Origin of the sequence: Flavobacterium bizetiae (assembly GCF_024271895.1) — a bacterium.
GTDB classification, from domain to species: domain Bacteria; phylum Bacteroidota; class Bacteroidia; order Flavobacteriales; family Flavobacteriaceae; genus Flavobacterium; species Flavobacterium bizetiae.
In genome coordinates, this window is the sequence record NZ_CP091861.1 from 2,949,007 (window position 1) to 2,970,426 (window position 21,420).

21 protein-coding genes are annotated in these 21,420 nt (G+C 33.1%); all 21 read left to right on the top strand.

Annotated elements, in window-relative coordinates; genetic code table 11:
* The first annotated feature begins 5 nt into the window (after positions 1-5).
* On the top strand, positions 6-1,043 hold the full coding sequence (locus L0669_RS12735; protein ID WP_263758074.1) for a hypothetical protein: 1,038 nt from the start codon (positions 6-8) through the stop codon (positions 1,041-1,043).
* Positions 1,044-1,052: 9 nt separating this feature from the next.
* Positions 1,053-1,793: a hypothetical protein gene (locus tag L0669_RS12740; protein ID WP_263758075.1), complete on the top strand. Its 741-nt coding sequence runs from the start codon at positions 1,053-1,055 to the stop codon at positions 1,791-1,793.
* Between the two features lie 150 nt (positions 1,794-1,943).
* Complete coding sequence (locus L0669_RS12745) at positions 1,944-2,393, top strand: hypothetical protein (protein WP_263758076.1); 450 nt, start codon at positions 1,944-1,946, stop codon at positions 2,391-2,393.
* Positions 2,394-2,413: 20 nt separating this feature from the next.
* Complete coding sequence (locus L0669_RS12750; RefSeq protein WP_263758078.1) at positions 2,414-3,787, top strand: DUF5458 family protein; 1,374 nt, start codon at positions 2,414-2,416, stop codon at positions 3,785-3,787.
* 139 nt (positions 3,788-3,926) lie between these two features.
* Entirely contained in the window at positions 3,927-4,451 is a 525-nt protein-coding gene (locus L0669_RS12755; protein ID WP_263758079.1) for a hypothetical protein, read from the top strand.
* A 28-nt stretch (positions 4,452-4,479) separates the two neighbouring features.
* Complete coding sequence (locus L0669_RS12760) at positions 4,480-5,193, top strand: hypothetical protein (protein WP_263758080.1); 714 nt, start codon at positions 4,480-4,482, stop codon at positions 5,191-5,193.
* A 9-nt stretch (positions 5,194-5,202) separates the two neighbouring features.
* Positions 5,203-5,634: a GPW/gp25 family protein gene (locus L0669_RS12765; protein ID WP_263758081.1), complete on the top strand. Its 432-nt coding sequence runs from the start codon at positions 5,203-5,205 to the stop codon at positions 5,632-5,634.
* Between the two features lie 163 nt (positions 5,635-5,797).
* On the top strand, positions 5,798-6,184 hold the full coding sequence (gene tssD, locus L0669_RS12770) for a type VI secretion system tube protein TssD (protein ID WP_263758082.1): 387 nt from the start codon (positions 5,798-5,800) through the stop codon (positions 6,182-6,184).
* Positions 6,185-6,327: 143 nt separating this feature from the next.
* Positions 6,328-6,723 carry a type VI secretion system tube protein TssD gene (tssD, locus tag L0669_RS12775; RefSeq protein WP_263758083.1) on the top strand — a complete coding sequence of 132 codons (396 nt, stop codon included), beginning with the start codon at positions 6,328-6,330 and terminating at the stop codon, positions 6,721-6,723.
* Positions 6,724-6,757: 34 nt separating this feature from the next.
* Positions 6,758-8,545: a type VI secretion system Vgr family protein gene (locus L0669_RS12780; protein WP_263758085.1), complete on the top strand. Its 1,788-nt coding sequence runs from the start codon at positions 6,758-6,760 to the stop codon at positions 8,543-8,545.
* A 52-nt stretch (positions 8,546-8,597) separates the two neighbouring features.
* Positions 8,598-9,692 (top strand): DUF2931 family protein, encoded by a 1,095-nt coding sequence (locus L0669_RS12785; protein WP_263758086.1) that lies wholly within the window; start codon positions 8,598-8,600, stop codon positions 9,690-9,692.
* A 120-nt stretch (positions 9,693-9,812) separates the two neighbouring features.
* A complete protein-coding gene (locus L0669_RS12790; RefSeq protein ID WP_263758087.1) occupies positions 9,813-10,919 on the top strand; it encodes a DUF2931 family protein in 1,107 nt (368 codons plus the stop codon).
* Between the two features lie 121 nt (positions 10,920-11,040).
* Complete coding sequence (locus L0669_RS12795; RefSeq protein ID WP_263758089.1) at positions 11,041-12,129, top strand: DUF2931 family protein; 1,089 nt, start codon at positions 11,041-11,043, stop codon at positions 12,127-12,129.
* Between the two features lie 121 nt (positions 12,130-12,250).
* On the top strand, positions 12,251-13,330 hold the full coding sequence (locus L0669_RS12800) for a DUF2931 family protein (protein WP_263758090.1): 1,080 nt from the start codon (positions 12,251-12,253) through the stop codon (positions 13,328-13,330).
* A gap of 2 nt (positions 13,331-13,332) precedes the next feature.
* Positions 13,333-15,360, top strand: coding sequence for a phospholipase effector Tle1 domain-containing protein (locus tag L0669_RS12805; protein ID WP_263758091.1), 2,028 nt, complete (start codon positions 13,333-13,335; stop codon positions 15,358-15,360).
* Between the two features lie 6 nt (positions 15,361-15,366).
* A complete protein-coding gene (locus L0669_RS12810; protein WP_263758093.1) occupies positions 15,367-16,149 on the top strand; it encodes a hypothetical protein in 783 nt (260 codons plus the stop codon).
* Entirely contained in the window at positions 16,137-17,189 is a 1,053-nt protein-coding gene (locus L0669_RS12815; protein ID WP_263758095.1) for a DUF4280 domain-containing protein, read from the top strand. Before L0669_RS12810 ends, L0669_RS12815 begins: the two co-directional genes overlap by 13 nt.
* Positions 17,190-17,204: 15 nt before the next feature.
* Positions 17,205-18,005, top strand: coding sequence for a hypothetical protein (locus tag L0669_RS12820; RefSeq protein WP_263758097.1), 801 nt, complete (start codon positions 17,205-17,207; stop codon positions 18,003-18,005).
* 4 nt (positions 18,006-18,009) lie between these two features.
* The gene (locus tag L0669_RS12825; RefSeq protein ID WP_263758098.1) at positions 18,010-18,639 is read left to right on the top strand and encodes a hypothetical protein; all 630 of its coding nucleotides are present in this window, start codon (positions 18,010-18,012) and stop codon (positions 18,637-18,639) included.
* A gap of 207 nt (positions 18,640-18,846) precedes the next feature.
* Positions 18,847-19,362, top strand: a complete 516-nt coding sequence (locus L0669_RS12830; RefSeq protein WP_263758100.1) for a hypothetical protein — start codon at positions 18,847-18,849, stop codon at positions 19,360-19,362.
* Between the two features lie 197 nt (positions 19,363-19,559).
* A complete protein-coding gene (locus L0669_RS12835; RefSeq protein WP_263758102.1) occupies positions 19,560-21,395 on the top strand; it encodes a type VI secretion system baseplate subunit TssF in 1,836 nt (611 codons plus the stop codon).
* The last annotated feature ends 25 nt before the right edge of the window (positions 21,396-21,420 follow it).

The window sequence follows — 21,420 nt, forward strand, 5'->3', positions numbered from 1 at the left end:
ATACTATGGGTGTTCCAGGAAGAGTTTTAAGGGTAAAAAGTATAAATGGAGATGAAAATATTCCAGTAGCAAGATTGATAATTAATCCCGAATCAAACGGATATTTTTATAATGAAGATGGAACTTTTGAAGGGAAAGTAAATAAAACTGGTAATGCAGGAAGTATAAACGATGTCTATACTTGTACAGGAAAATCAATAACTAAAGATACCAAAGGAAATGAGGTTGTAAAATATAAAGGCGCAAAATTATTGAAGCTATTTGAAAATAATTTGACTCACTCCGATTTATTAATTTTTGGAGGAATTATTCATGGGGAAGCAACAAATCAAAATTCTACAGACGTAGGTATAACAATTAATGAATTAAAAATCGAAAGATATTGTTTTGCAAATGCAATACATAATTTCATGAAGAGTACAAATAAAAAAAAGCTTTCTGAATTATCACCGTCTTTTTCATATGCAAAAAAAGATGAAACCCCGTCATACAAATTAGTAGCTAATTCAACCGATGAAGATAGAAATAGCCAATGGATTAAAGTTGCTATTTTCTCCGTGATAAATGCTGTTCGAGAAAAGCAAGATTACTCGAATGGTGCTACTTACTGGGATGGTCCAGATGTTATGACTGGAAACTTTGCGGGAAATTATGATCCTTTAAAACATTTTAGACAAAAACCATTAAATGGGGATGAATATAGAGTACAAGGTATTTTCGATCCTAAAAATTTAAGTCTCAAATTTTATAATAATGCTAAATTATATTATACAAAATATGACACTCATAGAGCTCCATACTTGAAAGAATTAAATAAATTTTCAACATCTGAACATTATGTTGTAGCAACTATAGATCCGCTGGATAGACAACAGAAATTAAAAGCAATTGATAGTTCTAAAAACATATCATTTAATAAGAGTAATACATTATTAGAAGGAATTGGAACAGGGGCGTTTAAAGTAACGATAAAATGTCTTTGGGAAATAAGAATGCAATCTGCTTGTTCTGTGTTTTATAAACAATTAAATAAAAAATATTAAAATTTTAATATGAAGTTAAATCCTCTAATACTCATTTTATTTTTATCCTTTCTTTCATGTAAAAAGGAAACAAATCAATCAACGAAGAAAACGGACTTAGTATTTTCTAAAAGACAACATAGTCAAGATACAGTAGTACCTCAAAAATTCTTAAGTGAATATGATGGTAAGATTTATTTTAAAATCATTATAAAAAAAGATTCGACATTAAAAAATGACATTATAAGAGCACTTAAAAATCAAACTCAAGTTGACTATAATGAAATAAAGTTGGATAAAAAAGTGATCTTCTGCCAATTTAAATTAGAGGAAGAAACTTTATACAATTACTGTTTTAGTAATGATAAAATGATTTTTAAGTCAATTGTTCCTATAAATAAAGCCCATTTTAATTTAGAATATAAAGATTGGAATCATGATTCTAAACCTGAATTACTTACTTATTATGAACAATGGGAAGGCGGCGGTGGTGCAAATTCTTATTATAAATCATTATCAATTTACGAAATTCAAAAAGACACATTATATGAAATAGTGTCGATGCCTATACAAACTATTACTTGTGAACTTGATGAGAAATCATCAATTAGAGAATTCCAATATGATTTTAATAACAAAACAAATGTTTTGAAAGCTAAGAAAACAACAGGAAAAGGAAATCGTGATGCTAATAAAATTATAAAAATAGATTCAGTCAATCAAAGAACCTTTGTTTTAAAGAGATATAATAACAAGATTGACTTCAAATAGAATATTACAGCTAACAAAATGAGCTTATAAAAACAAAAAACTGTTAATATCTGGAAATTTAACATGCAAAATAGCGGATGTTTTTGCATGAATAAGATTAGAAATAAATAAAGTATTTACAAAATAATAATCATTTAAAAACTAAAAATTATGTTATCAAACTATGGAATTGGCGGTAATGAAGTAAAGTTAGATGCAGATGAAGCCATCATTGCAATCCCTCAAAACAGAACACTTGTTGCTCAGAAATTAACGGTAGATGCTCCTATTAAACCGGAATTGGTAGAAGGAATTACAAGTGTTGAAAAAGCATTCGAGCACTTTAAACCAGAGGTAAAAGTGAATTTTGAAACTGTTGATGGTGCTACAAAAGTCGAAGCACTAAAATTTAAAAATTTAGGAGATTTTGGAGTAAATGGAATTACAGCACAAAGTAAATTTTTATCTGATCTGGAAACAGAAAAAGATCAATATCAAAAAATTATTCGTCAGTTAAAATCCAATAAGATTCTGAAAGGAGCTTTAGAAGATCCGGAAGCTAAAAAAGCATTATTAGAAAGTCTTGGAACGTTAATCAATGAATTGAAAGAAAATAAATAAGAATTTAAAAATATTAAGATATGTCAAATAAACAAGCACATCAGGGTAATGACGTCGAGGCAGCTGTATTAGAGCGTAAAGTTTCAGGAAGTTCAATCGAAAAAAATGTTGAAAAACTAGCGAAATACGGTGGATTTGATTTACTGGAAATGTCTATTGAAGGTATTCAAAATCTTAATCCTGATAGAAAAGCAAGAAGAAAAATTTTTCTTGGCGAAGTAAACAAAACCAAAGAAAGAGAGACCCTTAAAAAGACATTAGAACTTTGGGCTTCAGTTTTAAGCAGTAACGATGCTTTGACTGATATGGTAGCCCAGAGTGAGGACAAATGCAAAGAATCAGAAGCTTTATTAAAAAAGAATTTGGTAAAAGCAGTTGAAGATACAAGAGAAATTGAGGCAGCATATAGAACGATAGGTTTGTTTTTTAAAAACACAGAAATAGACAAAGTAAAAAATCTTACGATTGTTAATGCTGACTTGGAGCAACTAAAAGATCTTGACAATACCCGTTTTATTGATTCCATTCATGCGGAATTAGTCGATAATTATGATCGTTTAGATCTTAAAAATAATTATGGAATTTTGGTTATTCCTGGATATTTGGGATCAAATAAAGTAATCGAAAAATGGGCTAAGATTGCGCATGAAAACAAAGTAATGCTGGTTACCGATTTCGAACATCTTGACGAGCCGGATGATGTAATGGAAATGTTTGATGCAGCTTCATTAACAGGAGGTGATGCCTATCGTTCTAACGTTATTATGACATGCAACTGGTTAGTAGGACGTGGAAGATTTGATCAAATTGGAGAAAATGAAGATTTACACATTGCACCTTCGGCGGCACTTGCTGGTAAAATTTACAAAACATTGATGTCGCAGGTTACAGCGGGTAAAAAATTTGGTGGAATCAACGAAGTTGATGGAGTCAAATTTGATCTTAAGAAAAGTGAAATTGCTAATCTTGAAAACTTAGGACTTGTTCCTATGGTAAATGAGTACGGAAAAGTTATGGCATTCTCTGCAAAAACATTGTTTAGCGGAGACAATTTAGGATTGCAAACGTATTCTGTAGTTCGCGTATTTGATTATGTAACCAAAGTATTGATGGATTTCCTGAATCGTCGTGCATTCGAAAATTTTACAGCGAAAACGCGTAAAGAAATAATGAATCAAATTGTTAGTTTTCTGGACGGAATTACTGGTCCTGACAAACTAATTGAAAATTTCGAGATTAGAAGATTCGAACAAGATCCAATTCAAAAAGACAGAATCTATATGGATATTCATATGAAACCTTATTTCCCTGCTAAAAACTTCCTTATAAAAATGGATGGACATAAAGGAGATGACGGAACAGAATGGGATACTGATTACGAACAGCAAAAATAGTTATGCATATTAAATTGAAGATTAAAATTGTTGTTCATTGATCTTCAATACAACCTAACAGGTTTTGAAAACCTGTTAGGTTTAATTCATAAAAAAGATATTGATCCTTTGAATAATCAAACCAAATAATTCAAAATACATGAATGTACTTAAAATTTTACTTTTAATCGTATTGACTATAATTTCAAATACGGTTAAAGCACAAAATGTTAATCAGACAGATACTATAAGTTGCCCTATTTCGCAAAATGAGTTATTGTTGTCCGGAAAACGATTTGCAAGTACGACACCTATTTTATTGCGTGTTTTTAATGAGGATTATGAGTATGCAGTATTTCAATTAGGCAAGAGAAAAAGTAAAATATACCTGTATTTTAAAATATTCACAGATAATGTCTGTGTAAAACAAAAACAGCCTCTGGAATTGTATTTTAAAAATGGAGACCGGTATATTTTGAAAAATTCATTTGCGGTGAACTGTGACGGAACAGCTGCGTTACAACTTACAAGAAAAGACAGGAAAAAGTTAATGACTAATGACATTAATAGCATAAAATTTTTCACACTAAAAAAAGATTATGAATTCAGCCCCAATGCTTCCGATAATCAAAATATAAAACTGTATCTCCATTGCCTGAAATTATATAAAGTTAAAAAGATATAAATAAATAGCATTTATTAAAAAACAAAATATGCCCATTCCGGAATTAAATCTTTCACTAGGACTTACAGATAATAATGGTTCTGTTTTTTATGCAGGAAACGGCGAAGGTGAAATCATCGTTCGAACCGATTCTGCTTTAAAGCAACATACCATTAGCATAACAATTTCAGAACAACAAGTAGGTTCAGTAAATTTTAAAACACATTTACCCGGAGCTGAAACTCCTGCAGAAATTGAGATACCAACCTATCAGCTGATTGTTACTGATGATAAAACTAATGAAAAAGAAGTCTATAAAGTGACTCGAGATACCTACTTTTTTAAAGAGCAAACTATAAAAAAGGGTTTATGGACTTTTCTTGGATTAAATTTTTTGGCTACTAAAAATTTTCTTTTCGAAAATATTCCTTTTGAGCCTTTAAATGAAGAAATCGAAACTTTTGATATTTCTAAATGTAGAAAATTAAATCACGATGAACTTACGTATACATTTCAAAAAGAAGATCAGACAATAGAAATTTTTGCTGGTGACGTTAATGAATTAAAAGTCAAAAAAGGAACAAGTTATTTTGTCATTGTCGATGAAAAAAAAGGACAACGCTTTATTGGAGATATCTTATATCGTGAAAAGTTTTTAAAACTTACACCAAAAGTAAAACTCAATGTTATTAAGCGAAAAAAAGTTTCCAAAGTAATGAAAACCAATAAAGAAGGACAGACCGACCGATTAATCTATATTTAATAAGAACAGATGAAAGGAGTTTTTTATAAACTGCCAATAGATTTTAATGCTATTGTTCAGAAAAAAGAATTAGAAAAAACGGCTATTGAGCATTCTATAGCGCAGCAGATAATATTATTGGCGACAACCACTTTTGGTGAATGTAAGTTTGATGAAACTTTCGGCTCTAAAATCTGGGAGATTGATTTTGATTTGCTCATGAATGAAAATGCTTTGAAAGAGATAATCTCAAAAACGATGAGAGATACTTTGTTTCTTCATGAGAGAAGAATTAAAGCAAATGAAATTAAAGTCGAATTATCAGAAACCAAATATTTTGTAGATGACGTAAGCAGGTCCAAAAAAAGAGTCGATATCATTATTGAAGCTACTATAAAAAGTACTAATCGAAGTTTTGATTTCAGAGGATATTTTTTCGTTGGGCCATTATCTTATAAATAGTTACCAATCAAAATTAGTAGTAAATGACTTCAACTATATTCTAAATGCAATATCTTAAAAAATAAAATATAAATAAAATATTACAAAAATAATTAAAATAGTAGGAATTTTATTTGTATATTTATCGTATGAATAAATAAATTAATAATTAAAATTTTTCATTATGTCGTTTTTAACATCGTTGACAGTAGCCGGAAAAGACTACAAAGTATTGAATGTGAGTTATGATTTAGCTCAGGAAACTGATGCTTCAGGGCGTCCATCTACAGTAACACGTGGAGGAAGAATCATGATTGAGGTAGAATCAACAGGAGGAACAGAATTGTTCGAATGGATGACTAACAATTTCGAAAGAAAAGACGGGTCTGTAAAATTCATCAAGCGTGACTCAAATGCTACCTTAAAAGAGCTGAAGTTTACAGAAGCTTACATGGTAAAGTACAAAGAAAACTTTAATCATAACAGCGACAATCCTTTAACGGAAAGCTTTATGATCTCTGCCCGTAAGATTTCGATGGGTGGCGGAGAGTTTGACAATGCTTGGGTATAATCCTTAGCAGGGGCTTTATCAAACTTAATGAAAGGAAGTCCGTTAATCGGACTTCCTTTTTATCTTTTTATTTATTCCAACTTTTCTAGCCTAATTTCTTCAGGCTAAATAATGATATACCTATTAATTTAAAAATACAACACATGAGTTTTTTAGCAAAATTACATATTGATGCAAAAGAATATAATATTCTAGATTTTAATATTCATTTTAAACAGGAAATCGATGCTTCGAGCAGACCAACAGGAGATGCCAAAGGTGGTATTGTTAAAATGATAATAGAAGCAACTCAGGATACCGATTTTTTATCCTGGATGTTAAACAGAGATTTAACAAAAGACGGAAAAATTACTTTTTACAGAAGAGATGCGATGAGTAAGATGAAAGAGTTATCATTTGTTAAGGCATTTTGTATTGGTTACGAAGAACAGTTTAGCAGTACAAACGATATTCCGATGAAGATAACGATGGAAATTGTAGCGAAAGAATTGATTTTTGGAGATTCTAAATTTTTAAATAACTGGATAACGATAGATTAAGCTTTAAAAGCTAAACATATAAAACCAATACATCATGTTAGAAAAAATTGAACAAGTACGCATATTTATAAATGGCTTTGATCATAATGTAATTTATTATGATTTAAAGCTATCGCAAAAAATGGCAGATCACCACTATTTCTCTTTTATGTGGCAATATACCAGTAAGCCAGTAATAAACCCGGAAGATCAGGAAAAAGCGACTCGAAATTATATAGGCAACGAGGTGATTTTTACTTTCAGATGTAATGGAATAGAGCTAATGTCTAAAGGAATAATTAAAGGACTAGATTCTAATTATGAATTTGGAAGTCCAATAGGATTGCAGGTTACAGGAGTGAGCCATACCATAGCATTGGACGATATAACAAAGTCAAGAATCTTTTTAGGGAAGAATCTGCAGGAAATTGCATTAGAATTGTTTGCTGAAGAAAGTTCTGGAGAATTTTATCAACGCGAAGCAATTTTACCTACTTACACTAAAAGATTACCTTTTAAAACACAGTACAATGAAAGTAGTTTTGATTTCATGAAACGACTTTCGATACAATATGGACAATGGTTTTACTTTGATGGAATGCGTGTACAGTTTGGGCAGACAAAAGATTCGAAAGTAACTTTAATTAATGGAGCTTCTCTTCATAAATTTAGAATACAAACTAATTTGGTCTCACATAAAACAGGATTTGCAGGATATGATTACAACAATGCATCAAATATAGAAAGTGCTGCTGCGAAAACTTCTACAGGTAGTAGGGACAGTTATGCAGCTATAGTGGGTGCTAACCAAGGTCAGGTAGCACGTCCTGATTTAAGCCATGGAGCTTATACCAATAGTGCGCAAAATAAAGAGGAAATCGAACAAATGGTTCAGATTCAAACTTCTGGAATGGATGCTAATAGTATTTTTTACAGCGGCATTTCTTATTTACCTATTGGTTTGGGGCAGATATTTACTATACAAAATTTGACGGTATCACATGAACTTGTAGCAGTAGAAGTCATTCACCATTCGCAGATAAACGGAAATTACACCTGTGAGTTTAAGGCAATTCCAGCTGATGTAAAGGCACCACACTATACTAATGTAAAAATATTTACCAGAGCCGACAGTCAGCCGGCAAGAATAAAAGACAATAATGACCCTGAAGGAATGGGGCGCGTAAAAGTGGACTATTATTGGACAGGGTGGAATAACACCAGCGAATGGATGCGATTAATACAGCCGTATGCAGGAGATGGTATGGGGGCGTATGTAATTCCCGAAATTGGTCATGAAGTTCTCGTAAATTTTGAAGGTGGTAATGTAGATTGTCCCTATGTAACGGGAAGTCATTACAACGGAAGTGCCAAATCCGGTCATGCGACGCCCAAAAACGACCTGAAAGTAATGCGTACCCGCTCCGGAATCATCATGATTTTTAACGATGCAGAAGGAAGTGTTTTAATCGAAGACCCTAGTGGGAATAAATATTTCATGGACGGAAAGGGCAATATTTTTGTAACGGCGCCTAAGAATATGACTTTTGATGTAGGCGAAGATCTTACCATCAATGTAGGAAAAAATATGATCACTCAAGTAGGTGAAGATCAAACTACAGATGTGGGAAAAAACAAATCAACAACAGTTACTAATAAAATAAGTTTGAAAGCTCTGGAATATAAACAAAACATTGATAAAAATAAAACTATGGATATAGGTGGCGACTTAAATGAAACAACTGGAAAAACAACACATCATGCTAATGGTGATGTTTTAATAAAAAGTACAACAATAGCTAAATTATTAGGGGCTGAGGATGCAGAAGTTAATATAGGATAATAAACATGAAGCAATATATTTATTCTTTAATAATAACTATTATAAGCTCAAAATGATAAAACCAATAAAACTACTAATTTTTGGCATGTTAATTAGTTTGACCGTTTCCTGCCAAAACAAACCACAAAATAGAATGTTAGAAGATTATACAAAATTACCCGAATTTAAATGGGTCGAAAACCTAAACTGCCCAACAGGTTACCCTATAGCCGTATACAGGGGTGGACTGGAAGGAAACGGCTTCGTAAGTTTAAGTGATAGATTCTCAACAGGCATACGGGGCTGGGGATCAAGTGGAAACGGCACTAGCAATGGTATAAAACCCCTGCCAAGCCGTATTAACTGTATTTGGGTTTCGTATGCCGAGAACTATACCTACTCTATAGACAGTGATATAGATTATCAAAGAATGGTCCAGCTTTTTAAGGAAGAATATCCAGATAGTAATAGAAAATTTGGTAAAAAACAAACCACTTTTGATACTGTTTTAGTAGGTTTTGCGCCGGGAGGCGTTGTAGTAATTTGGGCAATGGGAGCAGGTAGAACTGTAGAAGTTGGGCGCTACAAAGGCGAGAAATATACAGTACCGCAAGCAGAGATCGATAAACTAGACAATCATGAGCGATTATTGTTTGATGCTACAGATCGCAAAAACATCATGCTCAATACCAAAGTTATTCCGCTTGAGGTTCGAGAAGCCCATGCTGGCAAGCCTATTCCTTTTGGTTTATGGGATACTTATAGAACCAGATATAGCTGGCGCCCTACTTTTGTTTTGAGAACTGAAGGAGAAGTGGTGGCGACCTATTATGATATGTTTAATGGAGAAGCAGAAGAAATATTTGCAGAAGGCTTAATAGAAAATAAATTTGAGAAACGAGCTATACCTAAACGTGTAAATTTTGGCTGGAGGGATAAAGAAGGACAAGGTTACGGAGGGAGAATTATTTTTGACGAGCAGGAAATTCTTAATGCGTTTGAGGAAATATATAAGGATGATATTGAGGGAGCATCCGAGTTGCAATTTAGTATAAACTATGCCAACGATTATGTTGCGGTTTTGCTTAAACAAAGAGAGAAAGAAATAAGATTACCAAAAACTAAAGTAAAGGTATACCATTCAAGTAAACTAACCTTAAAAAAATAATTATGGGTAAATCATTTGTTTACAACACAGGATCAGCAGACGATGATAAAAAAGAGGATGAATTGCGTCTAACTTTTGGGATATTTATTGATGGTACTCTTAACAATAAATAAAGCCAAAATGATAAAACCAATAAAACTACTAATTTTTGGCATGTTAATTAGTTTGACCGTTTCCTGCCAAAACAAACCACAAAATAGAATGTTAGAAGATTATACAAAATTACCCGAATTTAAATGGGTCGAAAACCTAAACTGCCCAACAGGTTACCCTATAGCCGTATACAGGGGTGGACTGGAAGGAAACGGATTCGTAAGTTTAAGTGATAGATTCTCAACAGGCATACGGGGCTGGGGTTCAAGCGGAGGTGGTACAAACAACGGTGTAAAACCTTTGCCTAGCCGTATTAACTGTATCTGGGTTTCGTATGCCGAGAACTGTACCTATTCTATAGACAGCGACATCGATTACGAAAGAATGATTCAGCTTTTTAAAGAAGGATATCAAGACAGTAGTTTCTTTTTTAATGGAGACGGAGAGTATAAACAAACCACTTTTAGAACTATTTTAGTTGGCTTTGCACCGGGTGGCGTTGTAGTAATCTGGGCTATGGGAGCAGGAAGAACTGTAGAAGTTGGTCGCTACAAAGGGGAGAAATACATCGTTCCGCAAGCAGAGATTGATAAACTGGATAACCATGAGCGATTATTGTTTGATGCCACAGATCGCAAGAACATCATGCTCAATACCAAAGTAATCCCTCTTAACGTGCGCAAAGCCAATGCTGGCAAGCCTATTCCTTTTGGTTTATGGGATACTTATAGAACCAGACATAGCTGGCGTCCTACTTTTGTTTTAAGAACTGAAGGAGAAATGCTATTGAGTTATATAGAAATGTTCAATGGCGAAGCTGTAAATTTATTTGATCAAGAACTGGTTCAAAATAAGTTTAAAAAACGTGCTATACCTAAGTTTTTTGATTTAGGCTGGAGAGATAGAGAAGGACAAGGTTATGGAGGAGATATTATTTTTGATGAGCAGGAAATCTTTAAAGCATTTGAGGAAATATATAAGGATGATAAAGAAGGACAAGCCGAGCTGCAATTTAGTATAAACTATGCCAATGATTATGTTACAGTTTTGCTGAAACTAGGAGACAAAGAAATAAGGCTGCCAAAAACTAAAGTAAAAGTATATAAATCAAGTAGTTTAACCTTAAAAAAATAATCATGGGAAAATCATTTGTTTACAACACAGGATCGGCAGAAGATGACAAAAAAGACGACGAATTACGTCTAACTTTTGGAATATTTATCGATGGTACACTTAATAATAAATAAAGCCCAAAATGATAAAATTATTAAGAGCATTAATTTTTGGCATGTTAATTAGTTTGACCGTTTCCTGCCAAAACAAACCACAAAATAGAATGTTAGAAGATTATACAAAATTACCAAAATTCGAATGGGTCGAAAATGTTTGTAGCCCTTTAGGATATCCTATAGAAGTTTATAGAGGTGGGCTCGAAGGAAATACGTATGCAAGTTTAAGTCAGGGCGTAACAACAGGTGAATGGGGCTCAAGTGGAGGTGGCACAAACAATGGTGTAAAACCCCTGCCAAGCCGTATCAACTGTATCTGGGTTTCGTATGCCGAGAACTGTACCTACTCTATAGACAGTGATATAGATTATCAAAGAATGGTCCAGCTTTTTAAGGAAGGATATCCAGATAGTAATAGAAAATTTGGTAAAAAACAAACCACTTTTGATACTGTTTTAGTAGGTTTTGCGCCGGGAGGCGTTGTAGTAATTTGGGCAATGGGAGCAGGTAGAACTGTAGAAGTTGGGCGCTACAAAGGCGAGAAATATACAGTACCGCAAGCAGAGATCGATAAACTAGACAATCATGAGCGATTATTGTTTGATGCTACAGATCGCAAAAACATCATGCTCAATACCAAAGTTATTCCGCTTGAGGTTCGAGAAGCCCATGCTGGCAAGCCTATTCCTTTTGGTTTATGGGATACTTATAGAACCAGATATAGCTGGCGCCCTACTTTTGTTTTGAGAACTGAAGGAGAAATGGTGGCGACCTATTATGATATGTTTAATGGAGAAGCAGAAGAAATATTTGCAGAAGGCTTAATAGAAAATAAATTTGAGAAACGAGCTATACCTAAACGTATAAATTTTGGCTGGAGGGATAAAGAAGGACAAGGTTACGGAGGGAGAATTATTTTTGACGAGCAGGAAATTCTTAATGCGTTTGAGGAAATATATAAGGATGATATTGAGGGAGCATCCGAGTTGCAATTTAGTATAAACTATGCCAACGATTATGTTACGGTTTTGCTTAAACAAAGAGAGAAAGAAATAAGATTACCAAAAACGAAAGTAAAGGTATACCATTCAAGTAAACTAACCTTAAAAAAATAATCATGGGTAAATCATTTGTTTGTAATACAGGATCGGCAGAAGATGACAAAAAAGACGACGAATTACGTCTAACTTTTGGGATATTTATCGATGGTACGCTTAACAATAAATAAAGCCCAAAATGATAAAACCTATAAAACTACTAATTTTTGGCTTGCTGATAAGCTTGACAGTTTCCTGCCAAAACAAACCACAAAATAGAATGTTAGAAGATTATACAAAATTACCGAAATTCGAATGGGTCGAAAATGTTTGTAGTCCCTTAGGGTATCCTATAGAAGTTTACAGAGGTGGACTCGAAGGAGATACATATGCAAGTTTAAGCCAAGGCGTAACAACAGGCGAATGGGGCTCAAGTGGAGGTGGTACAAACAATGGTATAAAACCCCTGCCAAGCCGTATCAACTGTATCTGGATTTCATATGCGGAGAATTGCACGTATTCTATAGACAGCGAAATAGATTACGAAAGAATGGTAAAGCTTTTTAAGGAAGGATATCCGGATAGTAACAGAAAATTTGGTAAAAAACAAACCACTTTTGATACTGTTTTGGTTGGTTTTGCACCGGGAGGCATTGTGGTAATCTGGGCTATGGGAGCGGGAAGAACTGTAGAAGTTGGCCGCTACAAAGGCGAGAAATACACAGTCCCGCAGGCAGAAATAGACAAACTAGACAATCACAAAAGATTATTATTTGATGCCACAGATCGTAAAAATATCATGCTCAATACCAAAGTTATTCCGCTTGAGGTGCGTGAAGCCCATGCTGGTAAATCTATCCCTTTTGGTTTATGGGATACTTATAGAACCAGATATAGCTGGCGCCCTACCTATGTAGTGCGTGAAGAAGGTGGACAAGTAGATGAAGTAAGGATAGGATGTTTTAATGGAGAGGCAGAAAATTTATTTGACGAAGAATTGGTTGAAAATAAATATAAAAAAAGAGCTATTCCTAAAGGGTTAGGTTTTGGCTGGAAAGATAAAAATGGACAAAATTATGGAGGTCATGTTAAGTTTGACGAGCAGGAAATTTTCAATGCTTTTAATGAATTCTACAAAGATGATATTAAGGGAGAATCCGAGCTACAATTTAGTATAAATTATGCCAACGATTATGTTACGGTATTACTAAAACAAGGAGACAAAGAAATAAGACTGTCTAAAACCAAAGTAACTACTTATAAATCTAGTTTAAAATAATCATGGGAAAATCATTTGTTTACAACACAGGATCAGCAGACGATGATAAAAAAGACGATGAATTGCGTCTAACTTTTGGGATATTTATTGATGGTACGCTTAACAATAAAGACAATACACAATTACGCCGTTTCTCTCGCAACGAGACTGCAAACAGTACGATAAATGAAAAGAAAAAAGACGCAGATAAAGAGAGAGAAGCTAATGATTTAAAAAAAATAAAATCAGGGAAACCAGTTGATATTCCTGATGGTTTTAAAAAAAATATGAAGCTCTACAAAGAATATCTCGAAGGTGTCGAACGTAGCTCGCTGGACGAGATGGGTACAGACAACAGCTACAGCAACGACGATACCAATGTAGCGCGTATGTGGTATTACTGTGATAAAAAAAATGCCGTTTATATCGAAGGAATGGGTACCAGTGTAAGCGATGGTACCAGTCATAACAGACAGGACAGTCAGGATGGTTTTGCTTTTGGTTCCGGTACTACCGGTATACGTGCCCGGGTAAGACTAGCTTGCGAGAGAGTAGCGAAAAAAATTAAGAAAATAAAGGATACTGAAGAAGATTCTAAGAAAAAAGTAACTCAAATTACGTTTGATGTATTTGGTTTTAGCCGTGGTGCGGCATCGGCACGCAATTTTGTACACGAGGTCAATACAAAAAGAGAATATGCCGTACAGTCTATAGAAATACCTGATGGTTATGATAGTTATACTGTTAAGGGCGAACCACGATTAAAAAAAAGACCCGCTCGGAAAGCCCTGGGAGATGCAGATGGCCTTGAGATAGACCCAAAAGGGTTAGTAGATGGTAAGCTGCCAAGATTTGGGCACTTGGGGTACAGCTTACTTATGAATACAGATATGACTCCAGATGATTTAATAGACATACGCATTATTGTTCGCTTTATAGGTATCTATGATACCGTTTCCTCTTATTACGAAAGAGGAGCACTGGGAGCTTATGATAGTTTTGGAAACCTACAGGATGATGATTTCAAGCTAGTAACTTTCTCTGCAGGAGATTTTGAAAATGACGAGAAAGAACTTGGTTTACAAGAGTTAGAACTTAAAGGAGATGCCTCTAAGTTTCAAAAAATGGTGCATTTTACCGCTCAGGACGAACATCGAAAAAACTTTGCCCTTACCAGAATCAATCAAATCCCCGGTAGAGCAATTGAAAAAAATTTGCCGGGAGTTCATTGTGATATAGGCGGTGCTTACGAGAATGAGGATTTTGAAATTATTAAAGAAATAGGTACTTCACTAAAAGATAGTAGTTATACCCGTAAGGCCTTTAAATGGAAAAAGCCCGTCAGCTTTCCTTATTCTTTATTGCCAGATGCTTCAGAACCTATAGGCTTGGAGGCATTAAGACAGGATTTAATAGATGAATATTGGTATCATGAAGAGGAGTTAAAAATAAAACTTGACTGGATGCTTTATGATAAACTAACAGGCAAACGGACAGTTAGAAAAGAATACAGCTATATTCCACTTCATTTTATGGAGGAATATTGCAGACAAACCACCATGCAAGAATATATTACAGTACCAATAGCTCCAAAATACCCTCTTGACAATTCTTTTCTCGAAGAAGTAAAAGAGCACCTGCATGAGTATGTCTTTGAAACGGCACCTGAATGGAAGTTTAAAAATGATGCACAGCTTGAAAAAGAAAAATACGATGCAGAAGAAAAAGCTAAGCTAGAGGCTAAACTAAAAGAGGCAGAAAAAGAACTGAGTAATCACGACCCAATTAAGGATTTAATGAAAATGCCAACAGATAATCTCAACCCAGAAAAGTATAGACCCAAAATCCAGGATAAAATACTTGTAGAACTCGAACAAAGTAAAGAGGTGCAACCTACAGAACTGGAAGAGGTTGTAGTTTATGGATATAGCAAACAAAAAGCACTTAGAAAATTGCGCCATGAGTACCTGCATTGGTCTTCTAACAGGAAGTGGTTTGGTATGGAACCACCTAGTGATAACAGAAAAAGAGAATTTTTTCCTAAAACATAATTCACTATGGTATCGTCAACATATTTTTTACCTGAATATTATTTAAAACCTGTTTTAAATAAAACGCAACCTTACAGGTTTACAACAAGAACAATCGATTCCTCTAATAAAAACCGAATTATTGAGTATAAGCTTATTCGTGAAGTTGAGCTTACTTATATGGGCAAACGGAAAGAGATATTTGTTTACCACGTACTAACAACCAGAGTTGCGATAAAGTCTGATCAAACTGTAAAAAATGAGAAATTTTTAAAAGAAAACGTTTTTGCATTTGGTATAATTGTTTTAGGAGTAAACGAAAAAGGCGAAATAGTGAAAGTTTATAATCTCAATGAAATGGAAGACCGATGGATTAAAAGAGTGTACGCCTTAAGGGAGCATAGTTCAGGATACGAATTTGATGTTTTTGTTGATGATATTTCCAATGTTTTACGAGACGAAGAAAAAACACTTTTTTTCCTGAACTCCAAAAATATGTTAGGATTGTATTTTCATGGATTATTTGGAAAAAATGATATAAAGGAAACACCAAAGAAACGACCAGCTGCAATTATGGAATTTGATGATGTTATCGTTACTGAGGAAATCTTGACAGACAAAAAAGGTCCCAAATTTATCATTACTGCGCAAAAAAGTAATAACGGGGAAAGAGTTATTTCGAGCAATGATATAGTAAAAAAGTATGAAGGTAAATTGCTCTATGATAAAAACAATCAATTGCTAGATGGATTTCTGGAAATAGAAAATGAAAACAAGAACATAAAACACAGTTTAGTATGGGTTGGATAAAAGATATGTTTGGACCAGGAAGCAGTGATCCTGATCATTGGAATAAAAAGTTCAAAGAACGTATGGCAAAAGAGCAAAAGGAAAAAAACGAAATTTTTGACATGAGCCAGAACGTTGACCAGATAAATGAGCGAAGCGAAAATAACGCAATAGAGTACCGAATAGCACAAAAAAAAGAGCGAGAACAAGAAGTTGAAGCCGAAAGAGAAAAAGAAGAAAAAGCTGCTGACGACTTAAAACTTGTTATTGATACGGCAAAACTACAATGCGATTTATGTACTAATCCTATAGGGGATCTTAAAGTAAATTTTCGTACTCCAACTATACAGGGCAAGAAAACCGCTACTGTAAAAGAGAAAGACATGAAAAGTCTCATCTTTAAAGGTAATTGCAAAAAAAGCCCCCAGAGTTCCAGTCCTTGCGCCTCTGTAATGCAATTAGGAGACTGGAAAGATATAGGAAATATGAAAGTTCAGGGACAATTCCCGCTCCTGCTTAAAAGTACAATTAAGTGTAATTATGGAGGTACTGATATAAAAATAATAGATTGCGCACAGCGAAATGAACCATCGGATATTTATGCAATGCCAATGAAAGCAGAAAAAGAAAAACAAATTCTGAATGTTACTTGGATGTGTGCGAAGATGGAAGAAAATATAAATGCTGCTCGAGTCAAGCAAGAAGTTAATCTTTTAGTAAAAACAAGAAATTTTGAAGAAGGAGAAGTTATAACAATAAAAGTAAAAGAAGCAACCGGACGAGAAATTAGTGAAGGATTGAAAGAAGTATCACTTTCCGGAAATGTACAAGCTGATGGTTATGCTGAATTGAAAGAACAATTAACCCTTGAAGAGGTTACTGATAAACCAAGAGACAAAACCTTAAAGCAAATAGAAAGAGAAGAAGAACTAAAAACAGAAATTTATATTACAAGAAATGCTATAGATTACACTCGTGCTGAATGGAAAGCTTATCAGGACAAGTGGCATGATGAAATGGAAAAAGCGGAAGCTTTGAAAAATAGAAGTTTTTGGGGATAGTTAAAAGTAATAATTATGAGCAACAATAGAATACTTTATATAGCCGAAGTTAATGGAGACACAAGGTTTCAGAATGTTACTTTAGAAATATTTCCTGAATTAAAGTATGTAGACGGATATTTTTATACAAAAGAGGGGAAATATCTTGGTAAAATTGGAAAAGATAATAACGTATATATCACTGATCAAGTTTCATTTTTAGAATTAGAAAAAGGAAAAAAAGTAGCTGATGATAAAATTATTTATTTTACTGAAAAGTATAAATTAAATAACGAGCAATTATTAGACAGAGCGCATTGGATATTTGGAGAAGGAAGAGGAGAATTTGCAACCGAGTATGCACATACAATTGAAAATATGAAGAAATGGGGATATCATGGAGAAGGATTCTCAGAAGAAGGTACATATTGTTCACTGTCCGACAATAAATATAAAGGCAAAAGTGTGTTTTTTTCAGGAAAAACAGGTTACGGAAATTATGATGATTTTGCAAAAACTCGAATTGATTTAGATGATCTTAATAAGTTAAAAAATACAGATATTATTATTAAGGCTATAATTGATCAACAAAGAGGCATCACTATAGACCCAACTCCAAATGCAACACAATGGTTAGGGTATCGTAACTATCTTTTTAAACATGAAATCGCAAAAGGGGGCAAACTTACCCCAGCTGATGAATCATACGAAAGACAGGTTAAAAAATACGGTAAGAATAAGGTATTAAGAAAAGACGGAACATCGAAATATAGTCATCTTTTTATTGACACACGTTTAAAAGCAGATATTGATAAACTGAACAAAAAAAAATCCTGAAATCATGATTAAATACTTATTTGCATCACTATTATTAATTTTCCCGTTTAACGTTCAAGAGAATTGGAGATGCCTAGATGATGGACTTGATGATATAATTTCAAATCCCATTGATTATAAAATTTGTAAATACACTGAAATAGATACTAAAGATAATGTTAAAATAAAAATCAATAACAAAGCGACATTAGTACTAACGCAAAGGGATATTAAAAATGGTACTTATATTTTATTTGAAAAAAAGAAATATATAATCAACGATAAATTAAGCAGAAATCATATAAACTATAACTATTATTTATTGCACATGTATTCGTTTAAGAACAAAGAGGGGACTTTTTATTGGTTAGCGTTAGGTACAGACAATGGGCTAAATTTAAATTCTAAAACCCTTAACTTAATTGTTCTGTTTTCTAATAACAAACTATACATTCCTTTTACTGAATGGGATGCTGGTGTTGCTACAAGTCTTGGTATAAATAAAGGAAAAATGTTTATATTAAGTAATGATATAGATTCAATAAAATATTTTGAATACAAAAATAAAAAATTCATTTACAATGCAAAGAATTCTATAAAATGCAGGATTGATTCAACCAGAAAAATATGTGTTCCTGATAATTATAGATTTTAATTGTCAATTTAGAATGTTTAATGAGTTATTTTATTTTTATAAACTATGGAAAAAGTAAGATCACTAATTAAATCTCAAGCAAAATTAAAAAAGAAGAAAGATTTAGAAAAGATCAAACAATATATGGTTATGTAAATACCCGAAAAGATCATTATTGGGAAACTGTTGGGAAAAAATATAGAAGACATTCATTTTTGAAAATTTGGTATGAAAAAAAATAATCTGCTTATAACCGTTTTAATGCTTCTAAATTTTGTCTCTTTTGCCCAGATAAACAAAATAAAAATTAAATATTCCATTAAAAATGAAAAGACCTTTCAATATAAAGAAAAAATTATTGATGGAGATACTTTGACAGGATATGGACCATCTGGAAAGATTTTCTTTAAGAATAAACAAAATCTTAGATTGTATTTTGTTAATGATCAGGTATTTTTAAATAATCAACTACTTTACTGTTTTAAAAATGTTCAGTATTATGAATCATTATTAGTTATAAGTACCAATAATAAAGAATACTTATATATCTACCCTCATTATTATGGTCGCGTTGGACCATATGTTTGGTACGAATTAGGTGTTTTAATCGAGATAAAATCAATACCTGTTATAAAAGAAAATATAGATTATTTTGAGGATTATGAATTAGACCGTTTACTAAAATTTAAGAAATATAAAATTAGAAATTTAAAAAACAAAACCTGTGATGACGGATCTGATTAAGGTAATGCAATTGTTTATTCAATTGATGGGCCTGTAAATTTTATATAAGAAAGTGGAGTATAATATATTCCGTTTTCTGATTCATTTTCTCTAACAGAAGTAAGCCAGAAAAGGTAATTGGTTTAATAAAATAATTAAAAAAAATAAATCCACAGTCATTTTGTTTTTGGAAATAGACTAAATCAGTAGAAGATAATATGAGGCAAGAGCGAATAAAAGACAGAGTACTAAAAAGAGCTGCAAGATCATGGGGATTTTCAGATGTGGAGATGGAGACCTCATTTGATCCTGTGGTAGCCATGATGCTAAATGCATTATCGTACGAGTTAGAAAAAATTGCACATGAGCTTGAAGATTCTAAAACCCGTGTGGTCGAAAGAGTTTTGGAAATTATGTTTCCGGAAGTTACAGCCGGGGCAAAACCTGCAAGAGCAATCCTGCATGCTATTCCTGTAGATAATAATGTAAAAGTCTCTTTGCAAAACCAAATGACGGTAAACAAGAGGATTCATAATATTTACAATCCGCTGGAACCAATAGTTAAAGAAATAGCACTTTCGCCAACGCTGGAAGTAAAACTATCATCCTGTGAAGTGAAATATATTGCTTACGAACGAAATTTACATGAAGTTTCTAATCTCTTTTACAAAGATACAGTTCGCGATTATAAGAATATACTACCTCCCGGTGTAGTTTTTTTGGGCATAGAATTAAGCGGTAACAGTGTATTTGAACTGGAAGACCTAATGCTGTATATCGACATTAAAAATACACATCAAAAAGAAATGTTTCATTACTACTTAAAGCAAATGAAATGTTTCTATGACGATGCTGAGATTAAAGTAGAGGAAGGCTACAATGTACCACTAAAAAGTATTGATATAGACAATATAATCAATCGCAATTATACACATCTTAGCGAAATAATGCAGGAAGTAAATGAGTTTTACTTTGATAATTTTTATACATTAAAAGGTGGATTAAAATACAAATCCTTAGATAAATACAACTCAGAACATTTACCATTTAAAGAAGTAACGAATAATGGTAAATCTATTATTTGGATAAAAATGGTTTTTCCGGAATCTTTGATACCTCAAATCCTGGATAATGTATCATTTAGCGTTAATTGTTTTCCGGTGATCAATAAAAAAAGGCATATTATAAATAATCCGCTTAAAGGGTTTTTATCTTATGTAGCATTAGATACAGGCAATAATATTTATCTCGATGTAGATACTGTTATAGATTCATCAAATAATCATTATGAGGTAAAAGAGTTTAATGATGGTGTTATAGAAGAAGGAAATGCTGTATTGCGAACAGGAGGGGTCTCAAGATTTGATTCCAGAAGTGCTTCTGAATTACTGCAAAATGTGTTAGGGTTATTAAAAGATGAAAGCTCTTCATTTTCAGGCATAGGTAACGATTTTATAAACGATTCACTAATAAAAATGAACCAGCTTTTAGCATCGGTTGAGCAGCGATCTAAAGAAAGTAGTTTTTCTAAAAACAACGATCCATATTTAATGATCAAACCTCAGGGAGAAGATTTGAAAGGAAAATTATTTACTATAAATTACTGGTCAACTTGCGCAGAAGAAGGAAACGATATAAAAGCAGGTACAGTTATGGAATCTAAAGGTGATTTGTCCTTTGTAAGTAAGGAAGTCGTATTAGTTACAAATACTGTTGGAGGCATGAATAAGCAAAACAATAAAGACAGAATTCTGGCTTATCGTAATGCTTTGCTTACAAGGGGCAGAATTGTAACGATAGCAGATATAAAAGCTTTCGGATTTAGTCACTTTAAAAGTTCTATTACTCACATTAAAGTAGAAAAAGGGACAAGAAAAGAAACCTCTACAAAAGCAGGGTTTAGTCGAACCGTAGATATTTACTTAAAAACCAATGCACTCGAAAAAGATCATTTATCAATAGTTGAGTGGGATTACTTATGTGAGAGTTTTATGAAGCTTTTAAAAAATAAGTCATCAAACGTATTCCCGTATCGACTTTTTATAGAAGATTAATTGCAAACAAGCCTGACTCTCATAA